The organism is Paraburkholderia phytofirmans (assembly GCF_046028095.1).
GTDB lineage: Bacteria > Pseudomonadota > Gammaproteobacteria > Burkholderiales > Burkholderiaceae > Paraburkholderia > Paraburkholderia phytofirmans_A.
The window spans coordinates 19823-39374 of record NZ_JAQQDJ010000017.1; the positions used below are offsets into that span (position 1 = coordinate 19823).

Annotated in this window: 14 protein-coding genes; 10 read left to right on the forward strand and 4 right to left on the reverse strand. The window is 61.7% G+C overall.

Annotated features, from left to right (window positions below; translation table 11 throughout):
* From tssB to tssA, 8 genes are all read left to right on the forward strand, one after another.
* Window positions 1-549, forward strand: coding sequence for a type VI secretion system contractile sheath small subunit (gene tssB / locus PQR54_RS33810; protein WP_106280696.1), 549 nt, complete (start codon window positions 1-3; stop codon window positions 547-549).
* A 14-nt stretch (window positions 550-563) separates the two neighbouring features.
* Entirely contained in the window at window positions 564-2054 is a 1491-nt protein-coding gene (gene tssC, locus PQR54_RS33815) for a type VI secretion system contractile sheath large subunit (protein ID WP_408253288.1), read from the forward strand.
* Window positions 2055-2131: 77 nt separating this feature from the next.
* Window positions 2132-2635: an Hcp family type VI secretion system effector gene (locus tag PQR54_RS33820; protein WP_012426791.1), complete on the forward strand. Its 504-nt coding sequence runs from the start codon at window positions 2132-2134 to the stop codon at window positions 2633-2635.
* Between the two features lie 85 nt (window positions 2636-2720).
* Window positions 2721-3200, forward strand: coding sequence for a type VI secretion system baseplate subunit TssE (tssE, locus tag PQR54_RS33825; protein ID WP_408234528.1), 480 nt, complete (start codon window positions 2721-2723; stop codon window positions 3198-3200).
* A gap of 118 nt (window positions 3201-3318) precedes the next feature.
* On the forward strand, window positions 3319-5157 hold the full coding sequence (gene tssF / locus PQR54_RS33830; RefSeq protein ID WP_408253292.1) for a type VI secretion system baseplate subunit TssF: 1839 nt from the start codon (window positions 3319-3321) through the stop codon (window positions 5155-5157).
* The gene (tssG, locus tag PQR54_RS33835; RefSeq protein ID WP_408253294.1) at window positions 5121-6215 is read left to right on the forward strand and encodes a type VI secretion system baseplate subunit TssG; all 1095 of its coding nucleotides are present in this window, start codon (window positions 5121-5123) and stop codon (window positions 6213-6215) included. The genes tssF and tssG overlap by 37 nt, the downstream gene beginning before the upstream one ends.
* A 35-nt stretch (window positions 6216-6250) precedes the next feature.
* Window positions 6251-8926 (forward strand): type VI secretion system ATPase TssH, encoded by a 2676-nt coding sequence (tssH, locus tag PQR54_RS33840; protein WP_408253297.1) that lies wholly within the window; start codon window positions 6251-6253, stop codon window positions 8924-8926.
* Window positions 8927-8979: 53 nt separating this feature from the next.
* Entirely contained in the window at window positions 8980-10092 is a 1113-nt protein-coding gene (tssA, locus tag PQR54_RS33845; protein ID WP_408253299.1) for a type VI secretion system protein TssA, read from the forward strand.
* 78 nt (window positions 10093-10170) lie between these two features.
* Here tssA and PQR54_RS33850 read toward each other — a convergent pair whose 3' ends face one another.
* The 4 genes from PQR54_RS33850 to PQR54_RS33865 all read right to left on the reverse strand — a co-directional run bounded on the left by PQR54_RS33850 (window position 10171) and on the right by PQR54_RS33865 (window position 17098).
* Complete coding sequence (locus PQR54_RS33850) at window positions 10171-11133, reverse strand: OmpA family protein (RefSeq protein WP_408253302.1); 963 nt, start codon at window positions 11131-11133, stop codon at window positions 10171-10173.
* Between the two features lie 4 nt (window positions 11134-11137).
* The gene (gene tagF / locus PQR54_RS33855; RefSeq protein ID WP_106311620.1) at window positions 11138-12130 is read right to left on the reverse strand and encodes a type VI secretion system-associated protein TagF; all 993 of its coding nucleotides are present in this window, start codon (window positions 12128-12130) and stop codon (window positions 11138-11140) included.
* Window positions 12127-15993, reverse strand: coding sequence for a type VI secretion system membrane subunit TssM (gene tssM / locus PQR54_RS33860; RefSeq protein ID WP_408253305.1), 3867 nt, complete (start codon window positions 15991-15993; stop codon window positions 12127-12129). Before tssM ends, tagF begins: the two co-directional genes overlap by 4 nt.
* 259 nt (window positions 15994-16252) lie before the next feature.
* Window positions 16253-17098 (reverse strand): M15 family metallopeptidase, encoded by an 846-nt coding sequence (locus tag PQR54_RS33865; RefSeq protein ID WP_408253308.1) that lies wholly within the window; start codon window positions 17096-17098, stop codon window positions 16253-16255.
* A 124-nt stretch (window positions 17099-17222) separates the two neighbouring features.
* Between PQR54_RS33865 and PQR54_RS33870 the strand changes: the two genes are divergently transcribed.
* Both PQR54_RS33870 and PQR54_RS33875 read left to right on the forward strand, forming a co-directional pair.
* Window positions 17223-18164 (forward strand): hypothetical protein, encoded by a 942-nt coding sequence (locus PQR54_RS33870; RefSeq protein ID WP_408253310.1) that lies wholly within the window; start codon window positions 17223-17225, stop codon window positions 18162-18164.
* 209 nt (window positions 18165-18373) lie between these two features.
* Window positions 18374-19516, forward strand: coding sequence for a nucleoside hydrolase (locus PQR54_RS33875; protein ID WP_408253311.1), 1143 nt, complete (start codon window positions 18374-18376; stop codon window positions 19514-19516).
* The last annotated feature ends 36 nt before the right edge of the window (window positions 19517-19552 follow it).

The following is a 19552-nucleotide window of genomic DNA, read 5'->3' on the forward strand; positions in this document are numbered from 1 at the left end:
ATGGCGAAGAAAGAAAGCATTCAGAAACGCTTGCAAAAAGTGCGGCCGCCCCGCGTTCAATTGACCTATGAGGTCGAGCGCGGCGATGCGATCGAGGTGAAGGAGTTGCCGTTCGTGGTCGGCGTGGTGGCCGATCTGGCGGGGCAGTCCGAAGTCGAGCAGCCGAAGCTGCGCGATCGCAAGTTCGTCAATATCGACCGCGACAATTTCGACGACGTGATGAAGGCGATCGAGCCGCGCGCCGCGTTTCAGGTGGAAAACCGCCTGAGCGAAGCCGGCGGCAAATTCGCGGTCGACCTGCGCTTCAAGTCCATGGCCGATTTCAATCCGGACGAAGTGGTCGCGCAAATCGAACCGCTGCGGCGCCTGCTCGAAGCCCGTTCGAAGCTCGCCGATCTGCGCAACAAGCTGGCCGGCAACGACAAACTCGAAGACCTGCTGAGCGAAGTGCTCAACAACACGCAGCAGTTGCAAACTCTGGCGAAAGACCAGAGCAACGCGGCGGACCAGCACGGCGGCGCGCCGGACCACGACAAGCAGGGCGAATAAGCACGGGGTGTGAGATGAATCAGCAAACGGCAGCAGCCCAACTCGCGACCGCGCAAAGCGGTACGGAATCCACGCTGCTCGACGAAATCGTCGAGAAAAGCCGCGTGGCGAAATCCGATTCCGAGCACGCGCGCGCGAAAGACCTGATCGGCGAACTCGTGCATCAGGTGCTCGACGGCACGGTGGTGGTGTCCGACAACCTGTCGGCCACGATCGACGCACGCGTCGCCGAACTCGACCGCCTGATCTCCGCGCAGTTGAGCGCGGTGATGCACGCGCCGCAATTCCAGCGCATGGAAAGCACATGGCGCGGTCTGGACTATCTGTGCAAGGAAAGCAATACCGGCGCAACGGTCAAGATCAAGGCGCTGCATGCGCCCAAGCGCGACCTGGTGCGCGACTTCAAGACCGCGATCGAATTCGATCAGAGCGCGCTCTTCAAGAAGATCTACGAAGAAGAATTCGGCACCTTCGGCGGCTCGCCGTTCGGCGCGATCGTCGGCGACTTCGAAGTGACGCGCCAGCCGGAAGACATGTACTTCATCGAACAGATGTCGCACGTTGCCGCGGCCGCGCATGCGCCGTTCATCGCGTCGGCGTCGCCCGAATTGATGGGCCTCGATACCTTTGCCGACCTCGGCAAGCCGCGTGATCTCGGCAAGGTGTTCGACACGGTCGAATACGCGAAGTGGAAGTCGTTCCGCGATGCCGAAGATTCGCGCTACGTCGGTCTCACGCTGCCGCGTTTTCTCGGCCGCCTGCCGTTCAATCCGAAAGACGGGGCCACGGCGGAGGGTTTCAACTTCGTCGAAGACGTGGACGGCACGGATCACAGCAAATACCTGTGGTGTAACGCGGCGTGGGCGTTCGCCGCACGCCTGACGGCCGCATTCGACGACTTCGGCTGGTGCGCGGCGATTCGCGGCGTGGAAGGCGGCGGTCTGGTGGAAGACCTGCCCACCCACACCTTCAAGACCGACGACGGCGAAGTCGCGCTGAAATGCCCGACTGAAATTGCGATCACCGATCGCCGCGAAAAAGAACTGAGCGACCTTGGTTTCATTCCGCTCGTGCATTGCAAGAATTCGGACTACGCCGCGTTCTTCGCCGCGCAATCGGTGCAGAAACCCAAGAAATACAGCACCGACAGCGCGAATGCCAACGCGGTCCTGTCCGCGCAATTGCAGTACATCTTCTCGGTATCGCGCGTCGCGCATTATCTGAAGGCGATGATGCGCGACAAGATCGGCAGCTTTGCATCGGCACAGAACGTCGAAGTATTCCTGAACCGTTGGATCTCGCAGTACGTGCTGCTGGACGACAACGCGACTCAGGAGCAGAAGGCGCAGTTCCCGCTGCGCGAGGCATCGATTCAGGTCTCGGAGATTCCGGGCAAGCCTGGTGCGTATCGTTCGGTCGCATTCCTGCGTCCGCACTTTCAACTGGACGAGCTGTCGATCTCTTTGCGGCTTGTCGCTGACCTGCCGAAACCGGCCAATTCATAAAGCAAAGCAAGTCAGCTGACCTGGGCTGGCCGCCCGGGTTAGCTGTTGAAACCACCTCTTTGGGGAGTCGATGAGTTATGAAGGATATCTATTTAAAATTCGGCAATCCGGCGATCAAAGGCGAGTCTGCCGATAAGGATCACGCTGGTTGGATCGAAATCGATTCGTGGAGTCACGCGATCACGCAACCGCGTTCGGCAACCGCCTCGACGGCAGGTGGTCACACCTCCGAGCGCTGCGAACATGCCGACATGCAGTTCACGAAAGACATCGACGTGGTCAGCCCGTTGATCTATCAACATGCGTCGGGCGGCACGACGTTCGACGAAGTCACCATCGACTTCATGCGCTCGGACGGCGAAGGCAATCGCATCAAGTACCTGGAAGTGAAGCTCAAGTACGTGATCATTTCTAGCGTGACGCCGAGCGTGGTGGGCGAAGGCCTGCCGACCGAACAGTTCTCGCTGAAGTACGCTGCCGTGCAGTGGAAGTACACGCAGCAGAAGATCGGCGGCAACCAGGGCGGCAACGCGCAAGGCGCGTGGAGCCTGACGAAGAACGACAAGACGTACGCGGTCTGATGCACGGGCGCGCGCGGCGTGCGCGGCTCGAAAGAGTTGCCGCGCGCCGGGTACGCCTCGCATCGATCCGCTTCTTCGGACGCTGATGAAACGCTTCGAACCCAGCTTTCTCGACAAGCTGTTCGACGACGAACCGCATCTGCCGGCATCTCCGGCGATGCGGCAATTGTCGTTGGAGGAATTGAAGAGCACCGTCGCGCGCGACGTCGAGGCGATCCTGAATACGCGTATCGCGCTGACCGAGCACGAGCTGGCGGCGCTGCCGGAATGTCAGCGCTCGGTGCTCACGTACGGCCTGAACGATTTCGCGGGTTTGAGCCTCGCGAGCCATTACGACCGCACGTTCATCTGCAAATCGATTCAACAGGCCATTGCACGGCACGAGCCGCGCTTGCAGCAAGTGGCGGTCACGCTCGAATTGAACGAACAATCCACCAATGCGCTGAACTTCGCGATTCAGGCGCTGCTGGTGGTGCATCCGGCGGAAGAACCGGTGAGTTTCGATGCGATGTTGCAGCCGTCCACGTTGCAGTATTCAGTGACGCGCGCACGCGCGAAATTGTAGTTTGCGATTTTTGGTGGGTGTTGTTGAGCAGTGGTGTTGAGTACCGCTTTACCGCAGCCGTTACGCGCAACGGTGGCGATGAACCAGGCGGAGAAGTTTCAGGTCCGGGGATAGATCGATGGAAGAATTGCTGCCGTATTACGAGCGCGAGTTGTCATTTCTGCGGCGCTATTCGCGCGACTTCGCCGAGCGCTATCCGAAGATCGCGGCGCGTCTGGCCATGTCCGGCGAGCACTGCGAGGACCCGCACGTCGAGCGGATGATCGAATCCTTCGCGCTGCTCGGCGCGCGCATCAACAAGAAACTTGACGACGATTACCCCGAATTCACCGAAGCGCTGCTCGAAGTGCTCTATCCGCACTACCTGCGGCCGTTCCCGTCGTGCTCGATCGCGCAGTTGGGCACCTCCGCCGCGCTGAGTCATCTGACCGAACCGGTTCTTGTCGAGCGCGGCACGGAACTCAAATCGCGGCCCATTCGCGGCGTGCAATGCCGTTTCCGTACCGCGTACGATGTGACACTGGCGCCGATCCGTATTTCCGAGGCGAAGTACACGTCGGTGGCGATGGCGCCGAGTGCGACCGTGCTGCCGGGCAATGCCACCGCGATCATATCGATCACCTTCGAATCGACTGCGGCGCAACTCGATCTCTCGGCGCTGAAAGTCGGCAAGCTGCGCACGCATTTGCACGGCGAACAGTCGTTTATCGCGGCGCTGGCGGACTGTCTGTTCGTCAACGGTATGGCCACTTACGTGGAAGCCGACCGGCGCGGCGTGTGGAAACAACTGCGTGAGTCGCCGCTCGTGCAAGCCGGTTTCGACGAAGACGACGCGCTGATCGACTATCCGGCCAAATCGCATCCGGCCTACCGGTTGCTGACCGAATACTTCGCGTTCCCCGAGAAATTCAATTTCGCCGACTTCGATCTGGCGGCGATGACACGCGCGAGCGGCCGCTGCCAGCGTTTGACGCTGCATGTCGTGCTCAAGGAGGTGCGCAGCGATTCGCACATGGCGCGTCTGCTGGATTCATTGGCCGCGCATCATTTCCGCCTGTTCTGCACGCCGGTGGTGAATCTGTTCGAACAGCACGGCGAGCCGATCCGTATCAGCCATCAGGCGATTTCGTATCCGGTGATCGCCGAAGCGCGCCGCGCGTTCGCCTACGAAGTCTATTCGATCGATTCGGTGAAACTCGTCAGGCAACAGGCGCATGAAGAATCGGTGATCGAGTTCCGGCCGTTCTATTCATTGCATCATGGCGAAGCGGCGCGCGCGGGGCACTACTGGTTTGCGCGACGCAACGACTGGGTTGCACAGAAAAGCCCCGGCTACGAAACTGAAATCTCGATCGTCGATATCGACTTCGAACCGGCCGCGCCGCAAACCGATACCTTGAGTCTCGATCTCACCTGTACCAATCGCGATTTGCCGGCCGGTCTCGCGGTGGGACTCGAAGGGGGCGATCTGTTTCTCGAAGGCGGCTCGCTGACCGGCAGCATCTCGATGCTGCGCCGGCCTACGCCAAGCGTGCGTTTCGAACGCGGCCGCGCCTCGCATTGGCGATTGATTTCCCATCTGGCGTTGAATCATGTGTCGCTTGCCAATAGCGGCCTGTCGGCGCTCAAGGAAATGCTCGTGCTGTACGACTTGCGGCGCACGGCGGTGTCCGCGCGGCATATCGACGGACTGGTCGGCATCGAACAGCACGCAGCCGTGCAATGGCTGCCGGGCAAACCGTTCGCGACTTTCGTGCGCGGTATCGAAATTCGTTTGACGATCGACGAAGAACATTTCGTCGGCACGAGTCTCGCGTCGTTCGTGCGCGTGATCGATACGTTTTTTGGGCTGTACGTGCATCTGAACAGCTTTGTGCAACTGGTCGTCGTGTCGAAGCGCACTGGCGAGGAGATCCTGCGATGCAAACCGCGCAGCGGCGAATCGATCCTGGCGTAGTCGAGCAGCTTCTCGACGAGCCGCATCGCTTCGAATTTTTTCAGGCGGTGCGGATTCTCGAGAAGTGGTTCGCGCAGCAATCGCCATCTCACCCCGGACGTCCCGGCGAAATCGTCGCGCAGCGGATTGCTTTTCGCAATTCGCTGTCGATGTCGTTCCCGCCAAGCGAGATTCACGGCGCGCAGTCTTATGACAACGCAGGCGCGGCGCTGAAAGAAAAGTCGCAACGCACGGCAGCGCTCGAAGGCGGTTCGCTCGACAAAGTGGATATCACGCCGGCCTTTTTCGGCTTGCTCGGCGGGCAGGGCGCATTGCCGCTGCACTACACCGAGCAGATCATCGCGCGTGAACAGATCAAGCGCGATCGCGCCGCGCGCGAGTTCTTCGATGTGTTTTCGAATCGTGCAACGGCGTTGTTCTACGCGGCGTGGAAGAAATACCGTCTGCCGTTTCATTACGAACTGGATCGCGACGAGCGCTACCTGCCGCTTCTGCTCGCGCTCGCCGGCGTCGCCGACGACGACACGCGCAACAGCCTGCAAAGCGGCGAGGGCGCGCTATTCGACGAGGCGATTGCCGGCTACGCACTGGCCGCGCGGCATCGGCCGGTATCGGCGGCGTATTTGCAACGCACGCTCTCGGAGTACTTCAAGGTGCGCGTGCGCGTCGAGCAGTTCGTCGGCAAATGGTACGACGTGCCGCGCGATCAATTGACCTTGCTCGGCAGCGTCAACGCGACGCTCGGCGCGACCGCGTTGGCGGGCGAGCGCGTCTGGCAGCGCGACATGCGCGCGCGGCTCGTGATCGGACCGCTCGATAAGGCCGATTACGAAGCGTTTCTACCCGGCGCCGATCGCGCGGTGGCGCTCGAACGCATGCTCACGCTGCTGGCCGGCGTCACGCTCGAATACGAGGTGTCGCTGGTGCTGCGCCGCGAAGCCGTCGGGCCGAGCCTATTGAGCAAGGGCGCGCGCCTCGGTTGGGACGCGTTCCTGTGCACGAAAGATGCCGACCGTGACCGCGCGGATGCCCGCTACGAATTACACGTGATTCACTGATCATAACAACAGAACCCGGACCCGGATCGCACGACATGAGCACGTCCCTCAACACCCTGATCGCCAAACTGAATCCGACCTGCCGGCAGGCGGCTTTGCTGGCGGCGAACAATTGTCTCGCGCGCGGTCACTACGAGGTCGACCTCGAACATCTGCTACTCGCGCTGCTGGACGAACCGGCGAGCGACGTCGCGCTGGTGCTGCGCGCGAGCAGGGTCGACGCGCACGCGTTGCGCGCGGATCTCGAGCGTGAGTTGCAGCGTTTGAAAACCGGCAATACGCGCACGCCGGTGTTTTCGAAGCATCTGATCGAGCTGCTCGAACAGGCGTGGCTGATTGCGTCGCTCGATTCGCAGATCGGGCGGATCCGCTCAGGGCATTTGCTGCTGGCGTTGCTGAGCGCACCGGATCTCGCGCAATTCGCCGAGCGCATGTCGCCGCTGCTGCGCGACGTGCGCGTGACTGAGCTGAAGCACAAATTCGATGAGCTGACCGCGGGTTCGCGCGAAGTCGAGCGCAGCAATGAGACGCAAAGCGAAGGCGACAACGCGAGCGATCCAGGAGCGACCGCTGCCACTCCGGGCGCGCCGTCTAAAACGCCCGCGCTCGATACATACACCAGCAACCTTACGCAACGCGCGCGAGAAGGCAAGATCGATCCGGTGATCGGCCGCGAAAGCGAGATTCGCCAGACCATCGACATTCTGATGCGCCGCCGCCAGAACAATCCGATCATGACGGGCGAAGCGGGCGTCGGTAAAACGGCCGTGGTCGAAGGTCTCGCGCTGCGCATTGCCGCCGACGACGTGCCCGCGCCGCTCAAGGGCGTGGCGCTGCATGTGCTCGATATGGGGTTGCTGCAAGCCGGCGCGAGCGTGAAAGGCGAGTTCGAAAACCGCCTGAAGAATGTGATCGACGAGGTGAAGAAGAGTCCGCATCCGATCATTCTCTTTATCGACGAAGCGCACACCATCATCGGCGCCGGCGGTCAGGCCGGACAGAACGACGCGGCCAATCTGCTGAAGCCGGCGCTGGCGCGCGGCGAATTGCGCACCATCGCGGCCACCACATGGAGCGAGTACAAGAAGTACTTCGAGAAAGACGCGGCGCTCGCGCGGCGTTTCCAGGTCGTGAAGATCGAGGAGCCGAGCGAGACGCTCGCCGCCGCCATGTTGCGCGGCATGGCCGCGCTGATGGAAAAGCATTTCAACGTGCGCGTGCTCGATGATGCGATCACCGAGGCGGTGCGTCTGTCGCACCGCTACATCAGCGGCCGGCAACTGCCGGATAAAGCGATCAGCGTGCTCGACACCGCTTGCGCGAAAGTCGCGCTCGCGCACAGTTCGACACCGGCGGCCATCGACGACACGAAAAAACGCCTCGAACGTATCGACGCTGAAATCGCCGCGCTGGAACGCGAAGTGGCGAGCGGCGCGCTGCACGACGAACGCCTCGCTGAATTGCGCGGCCTGCGTGAAGAGGACCTCAAAGATCTTGCCGAAGACGAAGCGCGCTACGACAAGGAACGCGCATTGGTGACGGAGATCGTTGGTTTGCGCGCGGACATCGACGCGGCGCGCGTGAGCAGCGCAGACCCGGAGCAAGCGGATAAGGCGCAGCAGGCGCGCGAAACGCTTGCCGCGCGCGTCGCCGAATTGCACGCCTTGCAAGGCGGCCAGCCGATGGTGCCGTTGCAGGTCGACGCTCACGTGGTCGCGGAAATCGTCGCCGCGTGGACCGGCATTCCGCTCGGCCGCATGGTCAAGGACGAAATTCAGACCGTGCTGAATCTGCAGCCGTTGCTGGCCGCGCGCGTGATCGGTCAGGACCATGCGCTCGAAGCGATCGCGCAGCGCGTGCGTACCGCGAGTGCGAATCTCGAAGACCCGAACAAACCGCGCGGCGTGTTCATGTTCGTGGGACCGTCGGGCGTCGGCAAGACCGAAACCGCGCTCGCACTTGCCGATGTGCTGTACGGCGGCGAGCGCAAGATGGTCACGATCAACATGAGCGAGTATCAGGAAGCGCACAGCGTGTCCGGCCTTAAAGGTTCGCCGCCGGGCTATGTCGGTTACGGCGAGGGCGGTGTGCTGACCGAAGAGGTGCGCCGCAATCCGTATTCGGTGGTGCTGCTCGACGAAGTCGAAAAGGCGCACCCCGACGTGCTCGAAATGTTCTTCCAGGTGTTCGACAAAGGCACGATGGACGACGCCGAAGGCCGCGAGATCGATTTCCGCAACACGCTGATCATTCTGACGTCGAACGTCGGCTCGCAGGCGGTGATGCAGGCGTGCCTGAACAAGAGCGCGGAAGAACTGCCCGACGCCGATGAACTTGCGGAAACTTTGCGCCCGCAGTTGTACAAAGCATTCAAACCGGCGTTTCTCGGCCGCATGAAAGTGGTGCCGTACTATCCGATTTCCGACGACGTGCTCGCCGAAATCATCGAGTTGAAACTCGACCGGATTCGCCGCCGTATCGAGTCCAATCACAAGGCGGTGTTCGAGTGGGACGAGTCGCTGGTCGATGCGGTGCTCGCGCGTTGCACCGAAGTGGATTCCGGCGCGCGCAATGTCGATCACATTCTGAACGGCACGCTGTTGCCGGAAGTGGCGCAGCAGGTGCTGGAACGCGTGGCGAACGGCGCCGCGATCGAACGCATTGCGGTGCGCGCGAGCGAGACAGGTGAGTTCGACTACACGGTGGTGTGAGCGGACGCGCCAATCTGATTTAATGCCGTACCCGATACTTATTGCTTTCTCTCATGCCCATTAATCTTGACACCTTGCTGGCTCCGCTCAGCGAAACCTCGCCCTGTGGCGAAGATCTGCTGTTCTCGGCCGAATTCGATGCGATCCAGCATGCGCGCCGTTTCGAAGATCCATCGCTGGATCAGGGCGAATGGGTTACAGAGATCAAGGAGGCGGATTGGGCGTTCGTGGTCGAGCGTTCGGGCAGCTTGCTGCAAACGCAGACCAAAGATTTGCGCCTCGCCGTCTGGCTCACTGAAGCGCTCGCGATCGATGAGGGCATCAACGGTCTTTCACAGGGTTACGCGCTATTGACAGGGCTTTGCGAGCGCTACTGGGACCACGTACATCCGCTGCCGGAAGGCGACGACACCGAATATCGCCTCGGCAACGTCGCATGGCTGGTCGGGCGCACGGGTGATCTGCTGCGCGCCATGCCGCTCACGTCGTCGCAAGGCAATGCGTACAGCACGATCGATTGGGACGTGGCCACGCACGTCGCGCAAGCCGTTAAACGCGATCCGGATCACGCCGACGATATCGCGCGCGGCAAGCCGTCGATCGATCAGATCGAGGCATCGAAGCGCGCTACGCCGCCTGCGTTCTATTCGGCGCTACTAGTCGATCTGAAAGCGTTCGAAGCGGCCATGCTCGCGCTCGAACAGGAACTGGACCGGCGCGCCGCGGATTCCGCGCCGAGTTTCCGGCAGGCGAAGGACGCTTACGAAAACGTGTACCGGTTGGCCGAGCGCTTTGCACGCGAAGTCGGCGTGAGCGCCGAAGCGCCGCCGCCCGCCAAAGCACCCGCGCTGAACGATCACAAGCACGATCGCGCCGAGCCTACCTTCAAGACCGCACCGCAACGCGAGGAACCTGTGTTGACGACCATGCCGACGAGCCCGATTGCAGGAATCCAGAGCCGCGCGCAGGCCGTCGCGCAATTGCGCGCGGTGGCCAGGTTCTTTCGCGCGACGGAGCCGCACAACCCTGCCGCGTATTTCGCCGACAAGGCTGCGGAGGCCGCGGATATGCCCCTGCATCAATGGCTTTCGACCGTGGTGAAGGACGATGGATCGCTCGCGCATATTCGCGAGTTGCTGGGTGTGAAGCCGGAAGAGAACAGCTGACAAAGCGGTCCAAACAAAGAAAAAAGCCTGGCTTCGAAGCCAGGCTTTTTTCATGCACGCTGCGCAAACAACAACGGCTCAAGACCCCGCGCGAAACTCGATGCGCCTATTCCGCGCGCGCCCATCTGTCGTGTCGTTCGATGCAATCGGCTGATCCGGGCCAACGCCGGTCGTCGACATCTGTTGCGGCGGAATGCCCTTGGCGACCAGATAACCCTTCACCGCATCCGCACGCGCCTGGCTCAGCGCAATATTCGACGTGCGGTTACCCGAGTTGTCGGTGTGGCCGATGATCGCAACGGTCTTCGTCGTCATCTTCCCCATCGCGGCGGCCATCTGATCGAGAATCGCGCGGCCTTGCGGCGTGAGCGTCGCGCTGCCGGTTTCGAATTCGATCGTACGATTGGCGAGCGTCTGATCGAGCAGGCCTTGTTCGGACGCACTCACGCGCAGACCGTTCTTGATCGTGTAAGTCGGGTTCAAAGCATTCGCCATGTCGCTCGCAAGTTGCTGGCGCTGCGATTCGTTGTGTACTTCGCCCTTCACGTCGATTTGCGTGCCGTCGATTTTCAACTGGCCTTTGCTGATCTGCTTCAACTGCGGGCCGATCAGCTTCTGCACATTGGCGGACCAGTTCGGCGGCGTCGCCACATCGGCGACTTCGATCTGATCGACCACGTTGGCCGCGCCGTACGTGTCGCGCAGGCGCGCGAGCACGGCCGCCTTGGTCGCTTCGTCCGGCACCTTGCCGCCGACCACGACCTGGCCGGGCGTCGCGTTGGCGGGCGGCGGCGCCGCGGTGATCGCGCCGGTGCCGGCGCCGGTCGTGCCGCTTGCGAGCCCGGCCGAATTCACCGCGGGCCCTGCATTGCCAACGGAGGCCGAAGAAGCCGGCGGCAGCACCGCGGTGTGAATCGAAACGCCGCTATTGTCGACCGGCGTGACGCGAGCGGGGCCGTCGTTGTCGGCATGCACAAGCGCGCTGAGCAGAAGACCCGTGAGCAGCACCGTCATGCGTGCGGTGGATGTGTTGTTCAGCATCGTGTCACGCTCCCGTGAATGCTTCGCGGAACGTGTCGATGCTGACGCGCAGCGACAGTTGCGGTTGGTCGAGGTAACTGACGAGCTTGCTGATGCCATGATCGTTTTGTGCGTGTTCGTCGATCCACTCGGGATCGTCGATATCGATGTTGTGCGCTGCGTACGACTGCGGATCGACCACGCTATGCAGCGTTTTGGCCGAGGCGCCGTTAAAGCCGATGATGAGCCGCTCGCGCTCGGCAATCGTGCCGATGAAAATCGCCAGCTCGAAATCCGCCTGCGCGACGAACGGCGCAATCAGTTCGAGCCAGAACGCGGCAACGAGACTGCGATAGAAGGGATCGTTCGGCAGCGGCAAGGTCAGCCCGCGTTCGAGATGCGACGAGCCGCTTTGCATCACCGGACGCAGCAGCGAGCCGAGCGCCAGCATCGCGCCGCGCAAGCGCACCGGATGGCCGCTCGCCAGCAGCATCTGTTCGAGCCCGGCGAGCGTCTGGTGTTCGACGAAGTCATTGAACGTGCCGTCGTGCGGATTGCCCGGACCACCGCCTATCTCGATCGGCACTTGCGTTTCGCCGAGCGCCTGCAGCGCGCCGGGCGGCTCGCTGGCGCCGAGCAGCGGCTTCATTTGTGCCGCGACGCGCGACCACAAGCGCGCGAACGCGAGCGGACTGTGGGCCAGAAACGTCAGCGGCTTTTCGACTTCGAGCGCGGTCGCGGCAAGAAACGGAAAGCGCCGCGACGACTGATCGTGGCTGGCCACCATATGCCCGGCAATCGCCAGCTTGCTGCGCGAACCGAGGAACGCGAAGTGCATCGGCTTGGCGTTTTCGTAGACGATCTTCCAGCGCGGATCGTCGGTGAGCAGCTCCATGGCTTCGGCGATCCAGCGGTCGAGCGTGGCCAGCAATTGCGGGTTATGCGCGCTCTTCACGAAGTCGCCGCGCGACGGGATCTTGCCGAAGTAGGCGATTTGCGCCTGCACGGTCTGCGTCATTGCGCACCCCCTGTATTCGAAACCGCGGTGGCGGCCGCAGCCGGCCGTGTCGCGGGCGTTGCGGGCACGGGCGCACCCGCAGCCGTCGCATTGACCGAATTCGCCGCCGCGCTCACATCCGCCACCGAGGACGGCAGCCGCAAGCCGCGCAGGCTCTGCTGTTGCGGCGCATCGCTGCTGCCGCTCGAAGCCTGCGACGTGCTGATGATGCGCATGCTGACCGCCACCGTTACGCTGCCTTGCGTCCACGACAGATCAAACGTGCCATCCGGACGACGCTTGCGCTGCGCCGAGTTGATCAGCTTCTCCAGACCGTAGCGGCCCGGCTCGTTGACGAGTTGCAGCGTGCGGCCGTCGAAGGTCGTCGCGTTCAGCGTCGCGCCCGGCGAGCCCGACGGATTCGGCCACACAAAGTTGGTCCACTGCGGCGGCGTGTTGCGGTAGCGCATCTGCTGGCCGTCGATCGCCAGCGTGTATTCCGTCGTGCCGCTGCTCGGCTGCGGCAGGATCTGGAACACAGTCTGCGGTTCGGCCGAACCCTGGCCTGCCGTTGCGCCCGCCGCGCCACCGGCGAGCGGCGCCACCCAGCGCGCGAAGCCGCTGGTGAAGTCGGGCGTGAGGGCGAGGCCCATGTCGCCCCATGTGCGGGCCGTCAGCGTGTCGCCACGGCGCACCGCGAGCGGCCCGAGCGTGGTGCCGACGAACTTGGCGATCGCGCCGTCCGGGCCGAACACCTGGGCGATTTCGCCGGCGCCGGCTTCGACCTTCGCGTCGCTGGCAAACGGGTACTTGTTGGCGAGCGAGCCCTGGAAGCTCTGATACACCTGCGCGTTCCACACCTTGTTGACTTCGACGCTGGCCGGCTGGATCACCACTGCGTAAGCCGCCATCAACGGACGCACGAGCAGCGGACGCAGAGCTTTGCGCTGCGAATCGGTGAGGCCCGTGAGCATCTGTTCGTCGACGTACTTGAGCGAATCGGCGAGTTCGGAGCCGCTGCCGTCGAGCGTCTGCTGCATCAACTGACGCGCACCCGGTCCCGGATCGCCCTGATTCTTGATCACGTTAAAGCGCGTGCGAACTTTCGACAGCGTGTCCATATAGCCCTTGAGCATCGACCCGTTGTCGCCGCTCACGACGATGCGGCCCAACGCCGAGAACTCCTGGCCGATCGGACCCATCGGCACTTCGACCGGATTGCCGTTGATGTCGATGTTCGCGTTGATCTGGCCAGTGGGCGCGCGCGAGAACAGGTTCTTGACCCAGCTTGTCACGCCGGTTTGCGCGCGTTTCAGGTTCGCGTTGAAGAGCGACGGGTTGTCCCACGAAGTCTGGTCGTACGCGGTTTCGAGTACCTTGCGGATCGGCGAGTCCTGCGGATCGCCGAGACGGTTCATTGCATCCACCGCCTGGCCGAAGCTGCCGAAGCTCTGCACCGCAATGCCTTGCATGAACTTCTGCCAGTGCATCGCGTACTCGGTCTTGTACATCGCGACGAGCGCTTTCTGGATCTGTTCAGGGCTGCCTTCCAGCGTCAGATCGTCGTGAGCCGATGTGTTGAGCACCCAGTCCTTCGCCTGCAACTCTTTCGTCGCGGCATCGCGAATGGCGGGCTGCACGTACTGGAACCAGGCTTCACGCGTGAAGGTGCCGGGGATCGCATAGCTGCCCGCCACCAGCGCCGTGTTGTTTTCGCCGACGATGCGCGCGATCGTCATCGGCGCGAAACGGGTCGACGCGCGCGCCTTGATTTCCTCGTAGACGCGCTGACGGGCCGGCATGCCGCGCACCACGCGTCGCAGGTTCTCTCGCGTTTGATCGACGAGGCCGAGGTTCTGGTCGATCATCGGCCAATCGTCATCCGACACGCGCGCGAGGTAGAACGTGATCATGCGTTCGGCGCTGCGGATCATCTCGTCACGCGGCATGTTGCCGCGATTCGTTTCGAGCCAGCCGCGCCAGAAGCGCGCGACCTGATCGGTCAGGTGAGCCGTTTCAACATGACGCTTGTCGCTCAGCATCAGGTAGGTCTTGAGCGCGTTGTACGCATCTTCGACGTTGGTCGGCGAGGCGTCGCTATACAAGCCGCCTTGGCTGTTGGCGCTCATGGCCGAGTGTGTGGAGACCGGAATCGCGGCCGCGTCCGGCGCGCGGTTCAACGGCGCGAGCTGGTCGGGATGCGCGTTGACGTCCTTCAGGAACGACGCGAGATTCTGCGAAACCGGATCGAGCAGGATCTGACGCACGCCGTTGTAGTACTCGGTGAGCAGGCGTTGTTCGAGGCGATCGCCCTGATACAGACCGAGCGACACCGCGAGCGGCCGGTCGCGGCGGAACTGTTCGAGTTGATCGATGCGGTCCTCGAGCACGTCCATGGCTTGCAGGCGCGATTGCAGATCGTTGCGGTTCTGCTGCAGACGCACGACATTGTCGAGGTCGGCCTGCACGTTCGCCGTGAGCTGCTGGTTATTGACCGTCGACCAGGTCCACCCGCCGAGCGCCAGTGCGAGCACCGCGACGAAACCGAAGAAGGTCGCATAGCGCATGCGCGTCTTGGCGGGGCTGGCGAATTGCTTGACCGTTTGCCGGTCGGCGAAGATCACCTTCGAGAACAGATCGCGCAGGAAGAAACCGTTCTTCGAGAACGCGCTATGCGGCTTGGGCAGGCCGTCCGAACTCAGGCCGAAACGGTTGGCGATGCGTGTGGCCGCGGCGCTATTCGTTTCACCTTCCTGCAAGGCGCTGGTGAAGTAAAAGCCGCGGAAAATCGGCTTGTACTGGAACGGGTTGGTCTCGAACAGCGTGGCGAGAAACGCGCGCAATGCGGGCTTGATCGTCGAGAATTCGAGCGGGAAGCTCAATTGACCCGGAGAGAGCTTGTTGCCGCGATTGATCGACATCTGCGCGACGCTGATCTCTTTCAGGCCGTCGTACAGTTCTTCGAAGTGTTCGTCGAACAGACCGACCACGTCGCGCTTCTCGTCCGGCTCATAGGGCAGTGTGGCGCCCCACACGCGATCGTATTCATGGCGCTCGCTGCCGCTGAAGAATTCGGTGAAGCCGGTAATCAGGTCGGCCTTGGTGAACATCACATACACCGGCGCGAACACTTCGAGCTTCTCGGTCAACTCCTGCACGCGCTGGCGCAGGTTCTTCGCGAGATTGATTGCGAATTCAGGCTTGCTGTTGGTCAGTTCCGCAATGCTCGCCGTGACGATGATGCCGTTGATCGGCGCCTTCGGCCGGAAACGTTTCAGCAGGCCGAGAAAGCCGAGCCATTCGGTGCGGTCTTCCTCATGCACGGAATAGCGGCCGGCGGTGTCGAGCAGAATGCCTTCGGTCGTAAAGAACCAGTCGCAGTTACGCGTGCCGCCAATGCCGTGGATCACCGCGTTGTTCTTGTCGGCGAAGGGAAATTGCAAACCCGAATTCAACACAGCGCTGCTCTTGCCCGCGGCGGGGTTGCCGATCACGATGTACCAGGGCAACTCATAGAGCGCCGAGCCGCCCGAGACCTGACCGATCTTCGAGGTCTTGATGGTCTTCACCGCATCGACGAGACGCGTGCGCAGCACGTCGAGTTCGGCCTGGCGCGCGGGCGTGGGCGCGGGACCGGCTTCGGCCTGCTTCTCCGCTTGCTGCTCGAGCATTTCGCCGAGCTTGCGATTGGCACGGCGCGCGCGCAGGCGGCGCACGATCCACACCAGCAGCCACAGCGCGATCACGGCGCCGAGCACGATGGCCGGCCACATCAGATCGATCTGCAGGGTATCGGCGCCGATGAATAAAACAGCAGCGAGCGCGAGCAAGCCGATGATCGAGAGCGTGCGTGTGTGGGTCAACACGTTGAGAATGCGTCGCATAAGCCGTTCAGGTCTTGGTGATGAGTGTTGTGGCGCGTGCTGTGGCAGACAGCATGGCGCGCGTACGGCGTTTGAAATAAAACGAAAGCATATTCAGGCGAAAGCGAATACGGCGGAATTGTTAAATGGACAGGTTTTGCCCGTGACGACGCTGATCGGAGCAATGCCGTTATGCGTGCGGCATTTCCGCTTTTCGCCAGAAAATTTCATTGAACGCCCCATGTCAACCTCTTTATTACCCGGTTTCGCCCATTGCGCCTTAATGACCGCGCCCGAGGACGAAGCCGGGTTTGTGATATTCGACGTGCCCGAGATCCATCATTTTCCAGCGGCCACCCCAGGTGAGGCCGACCTGTTCGGCTGTCTGCCCGTATAACTGATAACCGCGCATGGCCCAGGGATCTTTTTCTGAAATGACGAGCTTGCCGTCGCGCAAAAATGCATTGTCCGAGGCGAGACCGTATTGGTGATAGCTTTGAAACGCCGCGGCATTGGTGACGTTGCCTCCCATTTGCGCCAGCCGGTTTTGCCGCTCCGGACTGCGATAACCTTCCAGCAAAGCCATTTCATACCCGTATTGCTCGCGCATGATTTTGTACACGAGCAATAAACGCGTTCTGAAATCGGCGTCGAGCAAATTCCAGTCGCGGCTCGCGTCTTTAAGCGCGGGCCGGATCTGCTCGACTTCCTGCGTTGCGAATACCTCCGGCGGCAACGGCGGCGGGGGCACGAGCTGTTCGCCATTCAATAACGCGGCAATTTTCTCGTCCGGAACCCGTGCAGTGTCATCGAATTGGAATAATTGCCGGCCGCGTAAAGCCAATGCCACCAATGGAGGCGTCGCAAGAATACCTGTCGTGGTAAAAATCAGCAAGCGCCGCTTTACCAGTAAGTTTTGCATATCGACTGCGGTCGATTGCGAAATTTTTGCCGAGCGTGCTAATTGACCGCGAGCGCGCGATGCACTACGCGATGCTCCGCGCATAACACGGCCGTGAATAGCGAGCGCCGCGCCTAATAAAGAGGCGCGAACCGCCGGCAATAGCAGCATTGCGGCGATCACAACGGCGATGGCGAAATAGGCGAGAAGTACTACGGCAATCAAAGTCGACCCCGGAAATTGGAAACAATTGTATTTTGTAATGCTTGCTCTTAGAATCAGGCCTGCTCGGAGACGAGCCGGAACGTATTATCACGGCGAAATAATCTAGGATTCAATGAGACAGTGAATGAGTGCGCCGGAAAGTTCGAATTCCAAAGCCCCGCCTAGCCTGTTATCCGATAAGGCTAAAGGCGCTGATGGCAATGGTTCGCGAATCCTTGCGAACCTCGAAGGCCGCGTTGCGCCGCCTACGGAGAAACCACGCCGGTCCAGGGCGCCATTTCTATTGGTCGCGTTGCTCGTGATCGCAGCCGGTGGCTGGGGTGCGTGGCATATGCAGCAGCGTGTGCAGAGCGAGTCGCTGGCAGCGGCCGCGCCTGCGAGTGTGCAGAAAAGTGCTGCGCCGGCGGCGGCCGCGAGCGCCACGCCGCAGCTTGTCGCCAAAGCGGAGGCGCCGGCTCCGGCATCCTCGCAAGCGGCCACGATCGTTGCGGACGATAGCGACAGCAAAGCCGCCGCGGCGTCCGCTACGGCGCCTGCCAGCGACGGCAGCCGTCTGTCGCGCGCGCTCGCCGACGGCGCGGAGCCGAGCAGCGCACCCGCACCGGTGGCATCCGCAACGGCCGCTTCCGCGGTCACGGCGCCAGCGGCGAAGCACAGCAAGAGCGCCACGGCGGTGGCAAGCAAAGAGAAACACGAGAGCGCGGCGCACGGTAAGAAGGAAAGCGCGACTGCCAGCAACCGTCATGCGAGCGCGCCGACCGCAGTCGCTCAGTCGAAGAAAACGCGCACGAACGGCAATGCATCGAAAGATGATTCGGATGCCGATCTATTGGCTGCACTCGTCGCGCGGACCAAGCCGGCGGATGCGAAACCAGCGGACGGCAACACCGCGACCAAGGTTAGCGCATCCGCAACGCCTGGCAACGCCAGGCTCGCTGAGCGCGTGAAAGAGTGCGGACAGCGCGGCTTCTTTGAAGACCAGTTGTGCCGCTGGCGTGTATGTGACGGCCATTGGGGCAAGGATCCGGCGTGCCCGGGTTCGGCGCAGCAGGCTCGTCAGCCTTAATCGCGCTTAGTCATTCAATCAGAATGACGCACCGTATGAGCGTTATCGGCCGCAGCAGACTTTGCTCTGTTGCGGCTTCGCCTGCGCGTCATTGGCGCGCATGCACTCTCCGTGAATTATTCACTCGACATGACGAGTTGATTTCATCTGGATTACGTCTATCATGAGCCTCCTTCGCGCGATACAGCGCTATAAAAAAGGAGACATGAGTGAAGCGACTTCTCGTAGCAATGACGTGCGTGGCTGGTGTGGTGGCTATCACCGCGCTCTCGGCCTGCGGCGGTAGTGAAATCAATGCGCAGACCCCGCCGAAAGTGATTATCGACAGCGACTACAACACACTGAGCGACGATGGCCAACTCGGCGTCATGGCCGCGCAATTGCAGGCGCAAGGCTCACTGAAAGTGCTGGGTATTACGGTGGTCTCCGGCAATCAATGGTTGAAGCAGGGCGTGGCGGATGCGTTGAAATCGGTCGAACGTCTTGGTGTCGAGAATCAGATCGGCGTGTATGCGGGCGCCAATTACGCCTTGTCGCACGACCTCGCCACCATTCAGGCCGAGCAGAAGCAATTCCCCGGCGGCGACGGCTATCTTGGCGCATGGAATACACCCGAGCCGAAATCCGACAGCGACCTGGTCGCGCCACCTGACGGCTTCGCCACGCACACCAAGGTGCAGAGCAGGAGCGCGGTGGATTTCATCGTCGATTCGGTGAAGCAGAATCCGGGCGAGGTGACGATTCTCGCGATCGGCCCGCTGACCAACATTGCGCTGGCCACGCGTCAGCATCCCGAGATCGTGCCGTTGATCAAGCAGATCATTTACATGGGCGGAGCGATCGACGTGCCGGGCAACACCACGCCGACTGCCGAGTTCAACTGGTGGTTCGATCCGGAAGCGGCGAAAACCGTGTTGCGCCTGCCGATCAAACAGGTGGTGATTCCACTCGATGTCACCGACACCGTGAAGATGGACAAAGCGCTTTACGACCGTGTCGCGCACGACCCGACGAAGCAGACCATCATCACGCAATTGTTCAAGACGTTGAACGGTTATGGGTTCGACGGCAAGAACGGTTTCGAGACCAACCCGAACTACACGACGAACATCTGGGATACGCTGACGCTCGCGTATCTGATGCACCCTTCGTTCGCCACGCAGACCGTGGATGAGTGGGTGGACGTGGAGATGAGTTTCGGTGCGAACGATGGCAAGGCGACCGGCTATACGAGTTCGCCGCCGGCGGGGTTGCAGAAAATGACGGTGGTAAAACGCTTCGACAATCCGAATTTCTTTAACTTCTATGTCGACCTGCTGACGCGGCCGGTGCCGGTCAAGTTAGCAAACTGACGCGGTTTGCTACCGCGCTGCGTGCCTGCATTCAAC

Excerpts from the sequence above, each read along its gene's own strand:
- PQR54_RS33820 (WP_012426791.1), top strand. The coding sequence starts at position 2,132 with ATGAAGGATATCTATTTAAAATTCGGCAATCCGGCGATCAAAGGCGAG.
- tssH (WP_408253297.1), top strand. The coding sequence starts at position 6,251 with ATGAGCACGTCCCTCAACACCCTGATCGCCAAACTGAATCCGACCTGC.
- tssM (WP_408253305.1), bottom strand. The coding sequence starts at position 15,993 with ATGCGACGCATTCTCAACGTGTTGACCCACACACGCACGCTCTCGATC.
- PQR54_RS33850 (WP_408253302.1), bottom strand. The coding sequence starts at position 11,133 with ATGCTGAACAACACATCCACCGCACGCATGACGGTGCTGCTCACGGGT.
- PQR54_RS33870 (WP_408253310.1), top strand. The coding sequence starts at position 17,223 with ATGAGTGCGCCGGAAAGTTCGAATTCCAAAGCCCCGCCTAGCCTGTTA.
- tssE (WP_408234528.1), top strand. The coding sequence starts at position 2,721 with ATGAAACGCTTCGAACCCAGCTTTCTCGACAAGCTGTTCGACGACGAA.
- tssA (WP_408253299.1), top strand. The coding sequence starts at position 8,980 with ATGCCCATTAATCTTGACACCTTGCTGGCTCCGCTCAGCGAAACCTCG.
- tssC (WP_408253288.1), top strand. The coding sequence starts at position 564 with ATGAATCAGCAAACGGCAGCAGCCCAACTCGCGACCGCGCAAAGCGGT.
- tssF (WP_408253292.1), top strand. The coding sequence starts at position 3,319 with ATGGAAGAATTGCTGCCGTATTACGAGCGCGAGTTGTCATTTCTGCGG.
- tssB (WP_106280696.1), top strand. The coding sequence starts at position 1 with ATGGCGAAGAAAGAAAGCATTCAGAAACGCTTGCAAAAAGTGCGGCCG.
- tagF (WP_106311620.1), bottom strand. The coding sequence starts at position 12,130 with ATGACGCAGACCGTGCAGGCGCAAATCGCCTACTTCGGCAAGATCCCG.
- tssG (WP_408253294.1), top strand. The coding sequence starts at position 5,121 with ATGCAAACCGCGCAGCGGCGAATCGATCCTGGCGTAGTCGAGCAGCTT.